The sequence below is a fragment of the Streptomyces sp. NPDC002754 genome, assembly GCF_053592315.1.
On sequence record NZ_JBSFVM010000007.1, the window covers coordinates 294,600 to 310,343 of the forward strand.

The following is a 15,744-nucleotide window of genomic DNA, read 5'->3' on the forward strand; positions in this document are numbered from 1 at the left end:
GAGCGCTTCCGTATGCACGTCAACAGAGTTCCGCGCGCCCGCACAAGGCCCGCACTCGCGGTCACGGGTCTCGCGGTCACCGCGCTGCTCGCCGGCCTCTTCGCCACCGCACCGGCCGCCACGGCCGCCCCGCCACAGGCGTCCCAGGCCGCCGCGCCCGCCTGCTCGGACGCGTACCGCATCGAGCAGACCCTCGACGGCGGCACCACCTGGAGCATGTGCTGGCACTACAACACGCTGGCAGGGCTCGTCCTGGACGACGTCAGCTACCAGCCCAAGGGTGAGGCCGCGCCGATCAAGGTCCTGACCAGCGCACGGCTCGCGCAGGTCCACGTCCCCTACGACGACGGGGAGGCCGAGTACGACGACGTCACCGGCACCGACTTCGGGCAGGCACTGCAGAACCTGAAGCCCGCCGAGTGCCCCGGCGGCACCATCAAGACCGTCAAGGTCCCCGACATGGGCAACGTGAAGGGGCTCTGCACCACCACGCGTGCGCGCGGGCACGCGTACCGGCTGAGCGACGACTACTCGACCGGAGGCAGCGGCAAGGTCTACCAGGCCCAGGGCAAGGACCTGCTCGTCTACACGGTCAACAAGGCGTCCTGGTACGAGTACATCACCGAGTGGCGCTTCGCCTCCGACGGCACCATCACGTCCAACATAGGCGCCACCGGCAGCCTCTCCCCGTACGACTACGACGGCACCGACGGCAAGGGCTGGCCCATCGGCAAGGGCGCGAGCGCCTACGCCGAGAGCCACAGCCACAACGTCTTCTGGAGGCTCAACTTCGGCCTGGACGGCTCGCCCAAGGCCAAGGTCGAGCAGTACGACTCCAAGGTGACGCCGCCGCAGGGGGACGGATCACCCACGACGAAGACGACCCGCACCCCCGTCACCAAGGAACTCGCGGGCGACGTAAAGGACATGCGGTGGTGGCGCGTGGTCTCCACCGCCGGCAAGAACAAGGACAACCACCCCAGGTCGTACGAGTTCGTGCCCGGCCGCTCCAACCGGTACCCCGGACGTGCCTTCACCAAGCACGACGTCTACTTCACCGAGTACAAGAAGTGCGAGCAGTACGCGAGCGACAACCCGGCGGCGAACTGCGGAGGCACCAGCGTCAACAAGTGGGTGAACGGCCAGACGCTCAAGCACCCGATCACCTGGGTCAACATCGGGTTCCACCACATCGCCCGTGACGAGGACCAGCAACCCATGCCGGTGCACTGGCAGGGCTTCTCGCTGGCTCCCAGGGACGTGACCGCTATGAATCCGCTCACTCCGGACGACCTCGCGGGGCAGAACGGGGTTCCCCGAAACGGTAGTTGAGAAACCGGCGGCTTCATCCGGCTGCACCGCCACCCGCTCCCGGAGTACCCTTCCTTGATCGTTGCTGGGAGCTGTGCTCTACACGTTCGGGCACGACAAACGCGGGGGAGCGGAAGGCGGTGCGGAGCGGGTGAGCTCGGGAGGGCTGGAGCTGCCCCCTGGTGACGACGGTCACGAGGGCCAGGACAGCCAGGAGGCAACCTCCACGGAGATCCCGCCCGGAGCGGTGTCGCTGGCCATGGACGTCGCGTCCCAGATCGGACCGGAGCTGGACTGGGGCGCCGACGCCTGGCGCGAGGTCCGTACGCGCGCGCAACGCGCGGGGCGGGCCTATATCTGGCTGAACCTGGTGGAGCAGCGGCTGCGCGCCGTCGTCGCCGCCGTGCTCCGCCCCATCTACGTGCCCGTGCACGGTGAGGACTGGGTGGTCGCCGCGGCGGGGCCCGCCGGGCAGGAGTGGGTGCAGCGGGCCGTCGCCGTCCGCGAGGTCAGCCGCCGCAAGGGGTATCTCCTCGACCCGGCGGACGACAACGTGCTGTCGTTCCTGACCCTGCCGCAGCTGCGCGAGCTGATGGTGCAGCACTGGCCGTGCTTCGAGCCGTACTTCGACGACCGCCGCGACGTCGAGCTCGCGCTGGACGAGCTGGAGGTCACGCGCAATGTGGTCTCCCGCAACCGCGCCCTCTCGGAGACGGTGCTCGCCCAGGCCGAGCGAGCCTCCTCCCGCCTCCTGGACATACTCGGCGCCGGCTCCGACGTCCCCTCGGCCCGCCGGCTGCCCGTCGACGCCGTCGAGGACCTGGTCGGCGACCGGTACGCGGACGTGGTGGGGGTGCACCCGGACCGGGTCAGGCTGCTGCGCCAGTTCCCCGCCGAGGACCTCTTCGGCGGGGCGCGGCGCCTGGACGCCATCGGGATAGGGCTCAACCTGCTCGCGCAGAACTTCTCGGGCCGCCGCCTGGTCCGCCTCGCCGAGTCTGGCTGCCGGATACGGCTCCTCTTCCTCAACCCGGCGTCCAGTGCGGTCAAACGGCGCGAAAGGGAACTCGGGCTCAAACGGGGCGAGTTGAGCCGCTCCGTCGAGATGAACATCATGCACATGCGCCGGGTGCGGGACCGCCTCAAGGACCCCGGCGCCTTCGAGGTCTGCGTCTTCGACGAGACGCCGCGCTTCAACGCGTATCTCGTCGACGGTGACGGATCGGACGGCATCGCGGTCGTCCAGTCGTATCTGCGCAGGACGCGGGGGATGGAGGCACCGGTCCTCGTGCTGCGTGGCGGGGGCCGCGTCGTGAAGGCGAGCGCGTCGACGGACACGGGGGAGAACGGCCTTTTCGTGACGTACCGCGACGAATTCGAGCAGGCCTGGGCGGACGCGCGACCGGTGTCGTAGCGGCCCCGGCCGGGCCCTGCCGGGTGCCCGGCGGGATTGTCAGTGGGGCGTGCGAAGGTGGTGGTCACTGGGGGAACGCACCACGAGAAGGGGGCTGTCATGGCCTGGCACCGCGAGCTGCTGATCGGCTTCGACCTGGAGACGACCGGGACTGATCCGCGCGATGCGCGCATCGTCACCGCCGCCGTCATAGAGGTGAAGGACGGCGCGGTCCTCGGCCACCGGCAATGGCTGGCCGACCCCGGAGTGCCGATCCCCGAAGAAGCGATCGCGGTGCACGGCGTCACCAACGAACGGGCGGCCGCCGAGGGCGAGCCCGCCGACCGGGTCGCCGACGCCCTCGCCGGGATACTGGTCGACCACTGGCGCGCGGGCGTCCCCGTGGTGGCGTACAACGCGACGTTCGACCTCACCCTGCTCTCCGCCGAACTCGCCAGGCACGGGCTGCCGTCCCTGCGGGAGCGCCTCGCGGGAGCGGAGCCGGGCCCGGTCGTCGACCCGTACACGATCGACCGCACCGTCGACCGCTACCGAAGGGGCAAGCGCAACCTCGAAGCGGTCTGCACCGAGTACGGCGTCCCGCTCGACGCCGCGCACGACGCCTCGGCGGACGCGTTGGCCGCGGCGTTGCTCGCCCGCGCGATAGGCGAGCGCCACGCGAAGGTCGCGCAGCTCGGGGTGGCGGAGCTGCATCGCAGACAGGTGGAGTGGTTCGCCGAGTCGGCGGCCGACTTCCAGAACTTCCTCCGCCGCAAGGGCAATCCGGACGCGGTGGTCGACACGGTGTGGCCGATGCGCACCTCAAGCCCGTCCGGCGATTGAGGACTGGGGGTCCGGGGGCAAAGCCCCCGAGCCTGCCGCAGGCACGACGACCTCAGAGCCGCCCTCAGAACGGATACCACCGCACCGCCGCGTCCCCGTCCCGGAGCGACCCGACCCTCCGCCGAAACTCCACCAACGCCTTCGGGTTGGCCGCCGCATGCTGCGCAACCCACGCACAGGACGCCGTCTCCCGCGCCCCCCTCAGCACCGCACACCCCTCCCACTCCCGCACATCCCACCCGTACGCGGAAACGAACCCGTCATACGCCGCCGCAGGCAACCCGTACCGGTCCCGGGACAGGGCCATGACGACCAGATCGTGCTCCCGCAGATCGGAGGAGAACGTCTCGAGATCGACGAGTACGGGCCCCTCGGGCCCGATGTGCACATTGCGCGGCAGGGCATCACCGTGGATCGGCCCGGCCGGCAGCCGCGGGGTCAACGCCGCGGCGGCGGCTGCGAACCCGTCCCGCCGCTCGCGCAGATAGTCCGCGTCGGCCGGGTCGATCGCGTCGCCCGCGAGCCGCAGCCAGCGCTCGACCCCGCTGAGCAACTCCCGCCGCGGCAGCTCGAAACCGGTCGGCGCAGGCAGCGCGTGCACGAGCTTGATCAGCTCCGCCAGATCGCGCGGCTCGGCCGGGCGGACCGCCGCCGGGATGCGGTGCCACACGGTCACCGGATGCCCGTCCACGACGAGCGCCTCGTCCTTCGCGGCGCGCACCGCGGGGACGTCGTGCGCCGCGAGGTAGGAGGCGATGGCCAGTTCGCGGCGGGCGCGGTCGAGCAGTTCGGCGCCGCCGTGCTCGGCGCTGCGCCCGATCTTGACGACGAGGTCGCCGACGCCGAACACCGCGTTCTCCCCGAACGCCAGCAACTCCGCGGCACCCACCGCACCCGCGGCACCCGCACCGAGCCCACCCTCAGCTCCCGCCGCCCCGGCACTACCGTCCAAAACATCCGCCCGTGCCAGCACTTCCCGTGCCCGTGCCTCGTCCATGCTGTGCCTCCTGCGGCCCCGCGGCCCTGCGTCTCACCTGGTACGGGGTCAGTCTCGCACCCGGCATTACCGGGCATTACCCGACAGTGCCCGCTAACCAATTGCACGAGACGTCTCGTCTCGTTTACGCTGGGGTCATGACGAACCCGAACCACGGCAAACGTGCCCACATCGCCATGTTCTCCATCGCCGCCCACGGGCACGTGAACCCGAGCCTCGAAGTGATCCGGGAGCTCGTCGCCCGTGGGCACCGCGTCACGTACGCGATCCCGCACCTGTTCGAGGAGAAGATCGCCGAGACCGGCGCCGAGCCGGTCCTCTACCGCACCACGCTCCCCGGCCCGGACGACGACCCGGCGGCGTGGGGGACGACGCTGCTCGACAACGTGGAGCCGTTCCTGGACGACGCGATCCAGACCCTCCCGCAGCTCATCGAGGCCTACGAGGGGGAGGGCGGGGTCGGCGTCCCCGACCTCGTCATCCACGACATCACCTCGTACCCGGCGGGCGTCCTCGCCCACCGCTGGGGTGTGCCCGCGGTGACGCTCTCGCCGAACCTCGTCGCCTGGGAGGGGTACAAGGAGGAGGTCGCGCTGCCGATGTGGGAGGAGCCCCGGAAGACGCCGCGCGGGAAGGCCTACTACGAGAAGTTCGACGCGTGGCTCAAGGAGTCCGGCGTACCGAGGACCGCCGACGAATTCTGGGGTGTCTACGACCGCACCCTCGTCCTCATGCCGAAGGCCCTCCAGCCGAATGCCGACCGGGTCGACGAGAAGAAGAACATTTTCGTCGGCGCCTGCCAGGGCGACCGGTCCGCGCAGGGCGACTGGGAGCGCCCCGCCGACGCCGAGCACGTGCTGCTCGTGTCGCTCGGCTCGTCGTTCACCAAGCAGCCCGATTTCTACCGGGAATGCGTGAAGGCGTTCGGTGATCTGCCGGGCTGGCACGTCGTGCTCCAGGTCGGCAAGCACGTCACCGCCGAGGACCTCGGGGCGGTCCCCGGCAACGTAGAGGTGTGTCAGTGGGCGCCGCAGTTGGCGATCCTCAAGAAGGCGGACGCCTTCATCACGCACGCCGGCGCGGGCGGCAGCCAGGAGGGCCTGGCCACCGCGACGCCGATGGTCGCCGTGCCGCAGGCCGTCGACCAGTTCGGCAACGCCGACATGCTCCAGGGGCTCGGCGTCGCCCGGCACGTACCCATGGAGGAGGCGAACGCGGAGACGCTCCGGGAGGCCGTCCTCGCGCTGGTCGACGACCCGGAGGTGGCGCGCCGCTTCGCCGCCGTTCAGCAGGACATGACCAAGGAGGGTGGAACGAGGCAGGCGGCCGACCTCATCGAGGCCGCCCTGTAGACGCGATTTTTCGCGAAACGGTTCCACTGTTCCGTAAGAAGTGTGTGCCTAACAGATAACGAAATTGACTCGTCTGTGATGTACGACCAATACCTCTCAATAAAGGTTGCGTTCGTACGTTCTTGAACTTGGGGAGAACTGATTCTTACTGTGAGGTGAACCTACTTTTGAACACAGAAAGCTGGCGTGCCTCATGCCCCGAGACATACCGTCGTTGCCCGAAGTGCGGCGTCTCACCCAGAAAAAGCGCGACGCGTGGTGGACCGTGCTGCTCGTCGACCCGATGGCCACACCTCTCGTCCGGGTCACGGCGCGCTGGACGCGCATCACCCCGAACCAGATCACCTGGGGAGCCCTGATCCTGGGGCTCGGCGCGGCCGGCTGTTTCGCGATGGGGGACTGGCGCTGGCTGATCGCCGGAGCCGTCATCTACCACCTGAGCTTCGTGCTCGACTGCATGGACGGCAAGGTCGCGCGGCTGACCGGGCAGGGCTCCGTGTTCGGCGCCTGGCTCGACTACATCTTCGACCGCGTCCGCGTCATGGCCTGCGCCGTGGCGCTGATGGGCGGCCAGTTCCAGCGCACCGGTGACCTGATCTACATCTGGCTCGCCGTGGCCGTCGTCTTCCTCGACGGGCTGCGCTACATCAACTCGCTGGAGATCTTCAAGACCCGGCACTCGATGCGCAAGCAGATCAAGGCCCGTATGCGGGCGGCCCGCCGCGCGCAGAACGCGGAGCGCATCGCGTTCATGGAGGACCTGCTGCGGGCCAACCCGTCCGCGGACATGGAGCAGGACCTGAACGGCGCGGCCGCCTCGCAAGCCGCTTCCGACGCCGCCGCCGATGAGGCATCCGACGACGCCTCCGACGACGAGGTGACCGAGCAGGCGGAAACCTTCGGCCCGGCCCCGCGGCCCAAGGTCGTCGACCTGCACCAGGAGTTCCGCAGCCGCTTCCCGGTCTATCTGCGTTTCCGGGCCTTCATGCTGCGCCACCGGATCCGTACGCACCTGGTGAGCGGCATCGAGTTCCAGATGGCCGTCTTCATTGTCGGGCCGCTGATCGACCAGGTGCTCGGGGCGACCATCGTGGCCGGCGCGCTGCTGCTCGTCTTCGAACTCGCCATCGTCTACAAGCTGTTGCTGTCCACGCGCGACTTCGGCCGCACGCTGGAGGCCTTCGAGAAGGACGACCTCGAGCGGGACGGCATCGAGGAAAACGGCACCCAGCGGGCCGGTGTCGACGACAACGATGTCGACGAGAAGAGCCTGTCCACCGTCGCGTAACGCGAGCGGTGAACAGGCCGTGGGCCCGAGGGGCCGGGCGCGATGTCAGACGCGTACCTCCTCGCCGCCCTCGCGCGGGACCGGGGCGGGCTCGATGCCCGCCTCGTCGTGCGTCAGGTCCGGCAGCCGGTGCAGCCATTTCGGCAGATACCAGTTGCGCTCCCCGAGGAGCGCCATCACGGCCGGGAGCAGCACACCGCGGATGACGGTCGCGTCGATGAGGATGGCGGCCGCGAGGCCCACGCCCATCTGCTTCATGGACTGCATGGACAGCGTTCCGAAGATGCTGAACACGGCGACCATGATGACGGCCGCGCTGGTGACCACGCCCGCGGTGGTGACGACGCCCTGCCGGATCGCATCGAGGTTCGTACGCCCCTGAAGGCGCGCCTCCTTGATCCGGGACACCACGAACACGTGGTAGTCCATCGACAGGCCGAACAGGATGACGAACAGGAACAGCGGCAGCCACGTGATGATGGCGCCCACGCCCTCCGCGCCGACGAGCGAGGCTCCCCAGCCGTGCTGGAAGATGGCGACGAGGACCCCGTAGGCGGCGCCCACCGACAGCAGGTTGAGCACGATCGACGTGATCGCGACCGTCAGTGAGCGGAACGAGAGCAGCATCAGCAGGAACGCGAACGCGACGACGAACGCGAAGACCGGGACGACGGAACCGACGATCTGGTCGTTGAAGTCCTTCGACCCCGCGACCTGCCCGGTGATCGGCGCCTCGACGCCGCCGACCTTGTCGAACGTGTCGGGCCGCACCTCGTCGCGCAGCAGCGCCAGGCTCTTCTCGGCCTTGTCCTGATCGGATCCGCCCACGAGCGGTACGTCGACGATCGCCACGTTCCCGTCCCGGTGCACGGTGACCTCGACAGGGCCGCGCGAGGCGCCCGAACTCACGGCCCGCGCACGGAAGTCGGCGAGGGCGGCGCGCACATCGGCGGCGTTGATGTCGTCGGCCTTCACGACCACCTCGGCCGGGTCCGAGCCGCCGGGGAACGCCGCGTTGACCCGGTCGTACGTCGCCACGATCGGCAGCGAGTCGCCGAACTCCTGGTCCAGGGTGAGGTTCTGGGTCTTCATGCCGAGCGCGGGCGCGGCGATCGCGAGCAGCGCGCCGACCGCGACGGCGACGGAGACGGCGGGCCGCGCCAGGACGACGGTCAGCACCCGGCTCCAGAAGCGGCTGCCCGAACCGCCTTCACCGTTACCGGCGCCCCGCCGCTTCGTCGGGTGCAGGAACGGGATCCGCCCCTTCTCCACCCGGTGCCCGAGCAGCGAGAGCAGCGCCGGGAGCACGGTCACGGAGCCCACCATCGCGACCGCGACCACCATCAGCGAGGCGAGTCCCATCGCCTGGAACTCGGCGAGCCCGGTGAACATCATGCCCGCCATCGCCACGCACACCGTGACCCCGGAGACGATGATCGCCCGGCCGCTGGTGGCCGCCGCCACCCGCAGTGCCGTCTGCGGATCGTGCCCCTTCATCCGCTCCTCGCGCTCGCGCCGCAGATAGAACAGGCAGTAGTCGACGCCGACCGCGAGGCCCACGAGCAGCATCACCGAGTTGGCGGTCTCGCTCATCGGCTGCAGATGGCTGACGAGGCCCATCAGGCCCATCGTCGCCATGATCGCCGTGACGGCGAGCGCCACCGGCAGCAGCGCCGCGACGAGCGCGCCGAACGCGATCAGCAGGATGCCGAGCGCCACCGGCACCGCCGAGTACTCGGCCTTCTGGAAGTCGTCGCCGAACGCGTCGTCGAACGTCTTGTTCATGCTCGCGGCGCCGATCTCCTCGATCCGCAGCGCGTCATGATCGTCCGCGACCCCCGCGACGGCCTTCTGGACCGGTTCGACCCGGTCGGCCGCGGTGTCGGGGTCGCCCCGCATGTCGAACTGGACGAGCGCGGCGCGGCCGTCCTTCGAGATCGTCCGGGTGTCGGCGGCGTACGGCGAGCGCACGGCGGTCGCCTCGCCCGTGCCCTCGACGGCCTTCACCACGTCGGCGACCGCTGCCCTGAACTCCGGCGCAGTGGCCCGCAATGCCCCGTTTTTGCTCTGTACGAGCACGGTCTCGCCCGCCGGTTCGTCGACACCCGCGTCGTCGATGATGCGCGCGGCCTGGCTCGTCTCGCCCTTGAGCTGGTCGTCCTCCGAGACGTCCACCCGCCCCGTGACGGACCCGAGGCCCATCGCCACCACGACGAAGAGCACCCAGATCCCCACCGCCGCCCACCTGTGCCGGGCGCTCCATCCGCCCGCCCTGGCCGCGAATCCCCGCACCCGGCGCTCCGGCCGTACCCCGTTCCCTGCCATCAGGTCACCTCCAAAAACGAAGGTGTGGGCGGGATGAGGCAGGTACGTCGTGCTGTTCGGTGAGGTGCCGCGGGCGGAGGTCCGCGCGGAGGATGACCCGAGTCCCCTACATCTATCGGGGGTTGAGGCACCGAGGTATGAACCGGTGGACCTTGATCCGAACCTCCGGGAACCGCCCGATTTGTTATTACGAAACCTTGTTGAGCACGTCACAGGTTCATGTAGGTCTTGATCTGATCGCGTCAATCGGTCAGGGTTTCGTCTCAACCCCCGGACATCTTCCGGAGTTTGACAACCTTCGCGAAGGTTCGTCCTGGGGCGCTGGCATTCCCCCCACACACCACTGAGGAGATCCCTCTTCATGGCAACAAACCAGCATGCGCGCACGATGAAGCTCACCGCGGCGATAGCCACGGCGGCGACAGCAGTGGGCGTCACCATGTTCGGCGGCTTCTCCGCCACCGCGGCCCCCGCCGAGGGCAAGGTCTACGGTCAGGACGCCAAGGGCGCCGTGGCCGGCAGCTACATCGTGCTGCTCGACCAGAAGGCGAACGCCGCCGCGAAGAAGGACCTGGCCAAGGAGTACGGCGGCACGCTCAAGCGGAACTACGGCTCCGCCGTCAACGGCTTCTCGGCGAGAGGCCTCTCGGACACCGAGGCGAAGCGGCTCGCGGCCGACGGCTCCGTGTCGAAGGTCGTCCAGAACAAGAAGTTCCACATCGACGCCACCCAGGACAACCCGCCGTCGTGGGGCCTGGACCGCATCGACCAGGCGGACACCGCGGGCGACAGCAAGTACACGTACCCGGACAGCGCCGGCGAGGGCGCGACCGCGTACGTCATCGACACCGGGGTCCGGATCAGCCACAAGGACTTCGGTGGCCGCGCCTCCTCCGGCTTCGACGCCGTCGACAACGACGACAGCGCCGACGACGGCAACGGGCACGGTACGCACGTCGCCGGCACCATCGCCGGTGAGGCGCACGGTGTCGCCAAGAAGGCGAAGATCGTCGCCGTCCGCGTCCTCGACGACGAGGGCTCCGGCACCACGGAGCAGGTCGTCGCGGGCATCGACTGGGTGACCGAGAACCACGAGGGCCCCTCCGTCGCCAACATGTCGCTCGGCGGCGGCGTGGACGAGGCGCTCGACGCGGCGGTCAAGAAGTCCATCGACTCCGGTGTCACCTACGCGGTGGCGGCGGGCAACGAGTCGGCGGACGCCTCGCAGTCCAGCCCCGCCCGGGTCCCGGAGGCCATCACGGTCGCCTCCTCCACGAAGGACGACGAGCAGTCGGACTTCTCCAACTACGGCTCCGTCGTCGACATCTACGCGCCTGGATCGGACATCACGTCCGACTGGAACACGGACGACGACGCCACCAACACCATCTCCGGTACGTCGATGGCGACACCGCACGTCGTCGGCGCGGCGGCCGTCTACCTGGCGGGCCACAAGGACGCGGCCCCGGCCGACGTCTCCAAGGCGCTCACCGACGGGGCCACCCCCGACGCCATCAAGAACGCGTCGGACGGCACCGCGAACAAGCTCCTGAAGGTCGTCGAGTAAACGTTTCGGCTCGATGACCGGCGGCCGCCGTGCCCACCCCCACGGGGAACGGCGGCCGCCTTATCGTGTGCCCATGACTCAGGTGACCGAGGGCTACGCGGCGCTGTTGCGCGGCATCAACGTGGGCGGCAACAAGAAGGTGCCGATGGCCGGTCTTCGGCCGGTCGTCGAGGGCCTGGGCCTGACCGACGTACGCACGTACCTCCAGAGCGGCAACGTCGCCTTCACCGTGCCGTCCGGCGGCCACGACGCGTCGGAGGAGTCGCTCGCGGCCGCGATCACCAAGGCGATCGAGGCCGAATTCGGCTTCCCCGTCGACGTCCTCGTGCGCGGCCACGGCTACCTGAAGGCGGTCATGGCGGACTGCCCGTTCCCGGCCGCCGACCTTGAGGCCAAGCAGCTGCACGTCACGTACTTCTCGGAGCCGGTGACCACCGACCGGTTCGCCGCCGTGGACCCGGCCGCGTTCGCCCCCGAGGAGTTCCGCCTCGGCGACCGCGCGCTCTACCTCTACGCGCCCCAGGGCCTGGGCGTCTCGAAGCTGGGGGCCCAGCTGTCCCGCCCGGCGCTCAACAAGGGCCTCATCGCGACGAGCCGCAACTGGAACACCGTGACGAAACTGGTGGAACTCACCGCCCCACGGTGACCGCGTCCGTGAAAGGGTCGGCGCATGCGCTACATCATCATCGGAGCAGGAGCGGTCGGCGGCGTCATCGGGGGACGGCTCGCGCAGTCCGGGCACGGTGACGTCGTGCTCGTCGCGCGCGGCAGCCAGTACGAGGCACTGCGCGACAAGGGGCTGCGCGTCGAGACTCCCGACGGGCCGCACACCCATCAACTCCCGGTCGTGGCAGGCCCGGAGGCGCTCGGCACGCTGCGCGCCGACGACGTGCTGATCCTCGCCGTGAAGACCCAGGACAGCGCGGCGGCGCTCGCCGCGTGGGGCCCGCGCCCCGTCGAGGGCGGCGGCACGGCGGCGCTGCGGTTGCCGCTGGTCTGCGCGCAGAACGGCGTGGAGAGCGAGCGGCTCGCCCTGCGCACCTTCCAGCGCGTCTACGGGATGTGCGTCTGGCTGCCCGCCACGTTCGTCGAGCCGGGCGTCGTCCGCGCCCAGGGCGCCCCGCTCTCCGGCATGCTGCACCTCGGCCGCTACCCGTCGGGCCGCGACGAGACGGCCCACATGATCTCCGAGGACCTGGAGAAGGGGCTGTTGGAGGCGCCGGTCGTCGACGACGTCATGCGCTGGAAGTACGCCAAACTCCTTTCCAACCTGGCCAATTCGATCGAGGCGGTCTCCGGCGTGCTCGCCGGCGAGGAGAGCATCGCCCTGTTCCGCCGGGCGCGCGCCGAGGGCGAGGCGGTGCTCGACGCCGCGGGGATCGCGTACGCGTCGCAGGACGAGGAGAAGGCCACCCGCGCCGACAAGATCACCTTCGAACCCTTCGACAGCTCCCCGCGCGGCGGCGGCTCCTCCTGGCAGTCCCTCCAGCGCGGCGCGGGCAGCATCGAGGCCGACTACCTCAACGGCGAGATCGCCCTGCTCGGCCGCCTGCACGGGGTGGCGACGCCGGTCAACGACGTCCTCCAGGAACTCGCCGACGAGGCGGCGCGCGAAGGTCGTTCGGCCGGGGAGACGAGCGTGGCGGACCTGGTCGCGGCGGTGGACGCGCGCTGCGCCTCGTAACCCTGTCGCGTTTGTTCAAGAGGCGCGGGTACCGGTCGCCGTAGCGTCATCGGCATGAACGAACTCCGCATGGACACCGTGTACCCGTACCTCACCGAAAGCGCCGCCGAAGCCGCCCGCGTCGCGGCAGGCGTCAAGCCCGACCGGCTCGGCGCGGCCTCGGGCTGCGGCGACTGGGACGTGCGGACGCTCGTGAACCACTGGACCGTCTACACCTCGCACGGCATGCAACACCGGGCGCTGCGCACCCAGTTGCCCGAGGAGGCGACCGCGCGCGACATCACGTCCGAGGAGGACTGGGCCGCGACGTACACCGCCGACCTCGACCGGGCGGTCGACGCCTGGGCCGAACCGGCCGTCTGGGAGGGCGAGATCGACCTCGGCTTCGCCCAGCAGCCCGCCCCTGAGGTCGCCGCCCTCCTGTGGGCCGAACTCGTCCTGCACGGCTGGGACGTGGCCCGCGCCACCGGCCAGGAGTTCCGGGTCTCGGACGGTGCGGCGGCGCTGCTGCTCCAAGTCGTGGCGTCGAACGCCGAGTTGTACCGCCAGTACGAGGGCTTCGCCGCCCCCGTCGACGTACCGGACGACGCGCCGGTCTACGCGCGGGCCCTGGCCCTCAGCGGCCGTGACCCGCGCTGACCGCACGGCGGCTCACTCGCCGCGCCACTCGCCACCCCGCCGTGCCCACCGCACGGCGGGCCCGACCCCCAGTCCCGCCACCACGAACAGCGCCCCGAGCGCGGCCCAGCCCGCCGTCCCGTACCGGATCGCGGTGACCGTCACCAGGGCCGGCGCCGCCATCGAGGCCGCGGCCTGGCCGGAGTTGAAGACGCCCTGGTAGACGCCGTGTGCGCGGGAGTCCGCAAGGCCGTAGCCGACGGTCCAGCCGCCCGCGGCCTGCAACACCTCGGCGAGCACCTGCACCACGGCCCCGACGACCAGGACCGTCAACGCCCCCAGCGGCGAGATCCCGGCGGAGCAGGCGAAGATCGCGCAGGACAGCGCGAGAAGCAGCCCCGAGCGGCGCATCGCCTTCACCGCGCCGGGAAGATCCTCGACACCCCGCGTCGCGCGCACCTGAAGCAGCGCCACCAGCACACAGTTGAGCACCATGACGAGCGCCGCCGTCCACCGCGGCGCCTCGGTGTGCTGCGCGATCCACAGCGGCAGGCCCACCTCCAACAGGGCGTATTGCAGGGCCAGTACGGCGTTGAGGAAGGTCACTGCCAGGAACGGCAGATCGCGCACGGCCCGCCACCGGCTCTCGGCCGGGGTGTCCGCCACGGGCCGCCGCCCCGCGCCGCCCGGCAGCCGGTGCACCATCAGAGCCGAGGCCACGAACGCCGCCGCGTCGACGAGGATCAGGGCCGTGTAGCCGGACCGGCTGTCGAGCTGCAACGCGAGCGCCCCGAACGCGCCGCCCACGCCCATCCCCACATTGGTGACCATCCGCAGATGCGCCCGGCCCTCCACCCGCTGCCCTATCGGCAGCACATCCGCGTACAGCGCGTTGCGCACACCCATGCTGCCCTGGCTCAGCGTGGCGTAACAGATCGCCGTGATCAGGAACGAGACGTACGAGTCGATGAGCGTGTACGCCACGAGCCCCACGCCGCACCCGACCCACAGCCCGGTCAGCACGGGCCGCCGCCCCCACCGGTCCGAGGCCCGCCCGGCCGGCACCCCCGCCGCGAGCCCGAACACCCCGGCCACCGTGAGGCCGACGCCCACGGAGGTGGCGCTCAGGCCCACGAACCGGGTGAAGTACAGGACGCTGACCGGGAAGAAGAGCCCGCGCCCGAACGCGTTGAGGAGCGTGAGCAGGGACAGCCGGCGCAGCACCGGGACGGTGGGCAGCATGCCGCCGTAACGGGTGGTGGGAGGCGTGGGCCGGGGCGGCGAAGTGGTCATGGACACAGCGAAGCCGGGTTCCGCGCCGTACGGAAAACCTTTAGCGTGCGGCTAAAGCATCAGGATCCGGGGGAGCGTCGTGATCGAGTTCCGGTTCGTCGTCGGCGACCTGGCCCGTACGTCCTTCGCGTACTCGCCCCTCCAGGAGGCGGTGTACTCGCTGCGCTGCTGGCGCGACCCCGCCCGCTATCCGCACCAGCGGCCGTGGCTGCGCCGCATGGCCCCCGCCTTCCGGCGCCTCGACACCGAACTGCTCGTCGCGCTCGTCGCACCCCACCTGTGGCTCCCGGACTTCCTCACCCCGCGCCCGAGCCGCCCGCGCCCGGCGTTCGCGGCGCAGCTCGCCGAGATCCGCGGCGTGCCGCCCGAGACCGTCGGACCCGACTTCACCACCGCCTACGACACGGCGGCGGACCGGCTGCCGCCCGTGCTGCGCGCGGGGCTCGCCGACCCGGCCGCGTTCCGCCACCGCATCGCCGACGAGCTGGAGGCCTACTGGCACGCATGCCTCGCCCCCGACTGGTGGCCCCGCGTGCAGTCCGTTCTGGAAGCCGATCTCACGTACCGCGGCAAGGTGCTCGCGGACGCCGGCGTGGGCGGCCTGTTCACCAGCCTCGACCGGCGGCTGTCCTGGGACGGCGACGTGCTCACCATCGTGCAGCGCGACAGCCTCCGCACCTGGCGCGGGGCCGACATCCCGATCGAGGGCCGCGGGCTCGTCCTCGTCCCCACCCTCTTCTGCCACGGCGCCCACACCATGCTCGACCCCACACTGCCGCCGCTGCTCGCCTATCCGGCCCGTGGCCGCGCCACCATCTCCGAGACCCCGCCCCCGGCGACGGGCGAGGCCCTGACCCGGCTGCTCGGCGCGGCCCGGGCCCGCATCCTGCGGCTCCTCGCGGAGCCCGCGTCGACAACGGAACTCGCCCACCGCCTCGCCGTCACCCCGGGCGCGGTCAGCCAGCATCTGTCGATCCTGTACGACGCGGGGCTGCTGGCGCGGACGCGCAGTGGGCGGAGTGTGCGGTATGTGCGCAGTGAGTTGGGGGAGCGGTTGTGCGGGTGAGACGCGG

Annotated in this window: 13 protein-coding genes; 10 read left to right on the forward strand and 3 right to left on the reverse strand. The window is 70.5% G+C overall.

Features of this window, described 5'->3' with window-relative positions:
- Nucleotides 1-12: 12 nt before the first annotated feature.
- The 3 genes from ACWD2L_RS18450 to ACWD2L_RS18460 all read left to right on the forward strand — a co-directional run bounded on the left by ACWD2L_RS18450 (nucleotide 13) and on the right by ACWD2L_RS18460 (nucleotide 3,547).
- Entirely contained in the window at nucleotides 13-1,332 is a 1,320-nt protein-coding gene (locus ACWD2L_RS18450; protein WP_351331657.1) for a copper amine oxidase, read from the forward strand.
- A 130-nt stretch (nucleotides 1,333-1,462) separates the two neighbouring features.
- Nucleotides 1,463-2,725, forward strand: coding sequence for an SAV2148 family HEPN domain-containing protein (locus ACWD2L_RS18455; protein ID WP_351331659.1), 1,263 nt, complete (start codon nucleotides 1,463-1,465; stop codon nucleotides 2,723-2,725).
- A 99-nt stretch (nucleotides 2,726-2,824) separates the two neighbouring features.
- A complete protein-coding gene (locus ACWD2L_RS18460; protein ID WP_351331661.1) occupies nucleotides 2,825-3,547 on the forward strand; it encodes a 3'-5' exonuclease in 723 nt (240 codons plus the stop codon).
- A gap of 64 nt (nucleotides 3,548-3,611) precedes the next feature.
- Here the strand turns inward: ACWD2L_RS18460 and ACWD2L_RS18465 are convergent, their stop codons facing one another.
- Complete coding sequence (locus ACWD2L_RS18465; protein WP_351331663.1) at nucleotides 3,612-4,544, reverse strand: phosphotransferase enzyme family protein; 933 nt, start codon at nucleotides 4,542-4,544, stop codon at nucleotides 3,612-3,614.
- A gap of 137 nt (nucleotides 4,545-4,681) precedes the next feature.
- Here ACWD2L_RS18465 and mgt point away from each other — a divergent pair, with 137 nt between their 5' ends.
- Entirely contained in the window at nucleotides 4,682-5,896 is a 1,215-nt protein-coding gene (gene mgt, locus ACWD2L_RS18470) for a macrolide-inactivating glycosyltransferase (protein ID WP_451190164.1), read from the forward strand.
- 193 nt (nucleotides 5,897-6,089) lie between these two features.
- The gene (locus ACWD2L_RS18475; protein ID WP_351331667.1) at nucleotides 6,090-7,184 is read left to right on the forward strand and encodes a CDP-alcohol phosphatidyltransferase family protein; all 1,095 of its coding nucleotides are present in this window, start codon (nucleotides 6,090-6,092) and stop codon (nucleotides 7,182-7,184) included.
- Nucleotides 7,185-7,229: 45 nt separating this feature from the next.
- Here the strand turns inward: ACWD2L_RS18475 and ACWD2L_RS18480 are convergent, their stop codons facing one another.
- Complete coding sequence (locus tag ACWD2L_RS18480) at nucleotides 7,230-9,509, reverse strand: MMPL family transporter (protein ID WP_351331669.1); 2,280 nt, start codon at nucleotides 9,507-9,509, stop codon at nucleotides 7,230-7,232.
- Between the two features lie 361 nt (nucleotides 9,510-9,870).
- On the opposite strand from ACWD2L_RS18480, the gene ACWD2L_RS18485 reads away from it, so the two are divergent.
- The 4 genes from ACWD2L_RS18485 to ACWD2L_RS18500 all read left to right on the forward strand — a co-directional run bounded on the left by ACWD2L_RS18485 (nucleotide 9,871) and on the right by ACWD2L_RS18500 (nucleotide 13,399).
- A complete protein-coding gene (locus ACWD2L_RS18485; RefSeq protein WP_351331671.1) occupies nucleotides 9,871-11,076 on the forward strand; it encodes a S8 family peptidase in 1,206 nt (401 codons plus the stop codon).
- Between the two features lie 82 nt (nucleotides 11,077-11,158).
- Nucleotides 11,159-11,722, forward strand: a complete 564-nt coding sequence (locus ACWD2L_RS18490; protein WP_351331748.1) for a DUF1697 domain-containing protein — start codon at nucleotides 11,159-11,161, stop codon at nucleotides 11,720-11,722.
- Nucleotides 11,723-11,746: 24 nt separating this feature from the next.
- Nucleotides 11,747-12,760, forward strand: a complete 1,014-nt coding sequence (locus tag ACWD2L_RS18495; protein WP_351331673.1) for a ketopantoate reductase family protein — start codon at nucleotides 11,747-11,749, stop codon at nucleotides 12,758-12,760.
- Between the two features lie 54 nt (nucleotides 12,761-12,814).
- Nucleotides 12,815-13,399: a TIGR03086 family metal-binding protein gene (locus ACWD2L_RS18500; RefSeq protein WP_351331675.1), complete on the forward strand. Its 585-nt coding sequence runs from the start codon at nucleotides 12,815-12,817 to the stop codon at nucleotides 13,397-13,399.
- A gap of 12 nt (nucleotides 13,400-13,411) precedes the next feature.
- Here ACWD2L_RS18500 and ACWD2L_RS18505 read toward each other — a convergent pair whose 3' ends face one another.
- Nucleotides 13,412-14,671 carry an MFS transporter gene (locus tag ACWD2L_RS18505; protein WP_351331677.1) on the reverse strand — a complete coding sequence of 420 codons (1,260 nt, stop codon included), beginning with the start codon at nucleotides 14,669-14,671 and terminating at the stop codon, nucleotides 13,412-13,414.
- A 79-nt stretch (nucleotides 14,672-14,750) separates the two neighbouring features.
- On the opposite strand from ACWD2L_RS18505, the gene ACWD2L_RS18510 reads away from it, so the two are divergent.
- The gene (locus ACWD2L_RS18510; RefSeq protein ID WP_351331679.1) at nucleotides 14,751-15,737 is read left to right on the forward strand and encodes an ArsR/SmtB family transcription factor; all 987 of its coding nucleotides are present in this window, start codon (nucleotides 14,751-14,753) and stop codon (nucleotides 15,735-15,737) included.
- The last annotated feature ends 7 nt before the right edge of the window (nucleotides 15,738-15,744 follow it).

What these genes read in the sequence shown, in the direction of transcription:
- ACWD2L_RS18450 (WP_351331657.1), top strand. Translation starts at nt 13, where the DNA reads ATGCACGTCAACAGAGTTCCGCGCGCCCGCACAAGGCCCGCACTCGCG.
- ACWD2L_RS18460 (WP_351331661.1), top strand. Translation starts at nt 2,825, where the DNA reads ATGGCCTGGCACCGCGAGCTGCTGATCGGCTTCGACCTGGAGACGACC.
- ACWD2L_RS18465 (WP_351331663.1), bottom strand. Translation starts at nt 4,544, where the DNA reads ATGGACGAGGCACGGGCACGGGAAGTGCTGGCACGGGCGGATGTTTTG.
- mgt (WP_451190164.1), top strand. Translation starts at nt 4,682, where the DNA reads ATGACGAACCCGAACCACGGCAAACGTGCCCACATCGCCATGTTCTCC.
- ACWD2L_RS18475 (WP_351331667.1), top strand. Translation starts at nt 6,090, where the DNA reads ATGCCCCGAGACATACCGTCGTTGCCCGAAGTGCGGCGTCTCACCCAG.
- ACWD2L_RS18480 (WP_351331669.1), bottom strand. Translation starts at nt 9,509, where the DNA reads ATGGCAGGGAACGGGGTACGGCCGGAGCGCCGGGTGCGGGGATTCGCG.
- ACWD2L_RS18485 (WP_351331671.1), top strand. Translation starts at nt 9,871, where the DNA reads ATGGCAACAAACCAGCATGCGCGCACGATGAAGCTCACCGCGGCGATA.
- ACWD2L_RS18495 (WP_351331673.1), top strand. Translation starts at nt 11,747, where the DNA reads ATGCGCTACATCATCATCGGAGCAGGAGCGGTCGGCGGCGTCATCGGG.
- ACWD2L_RS18500 (WP_351331675.1), top strand. Translation starts at nt 12,815, where the DNA reads ATGAACGAACTCCGCATGGACACCGTGTACCCGTACCTCACCGAAAGC.
- ACWD2L_RS18505 (WP_351331677.1), bottom strand. Translation starts at nt 14,671, where the DNA reads ATGACCACTTCGCCGCCCCGGCCCACGCCTCCCACCACCCGTTACGGC.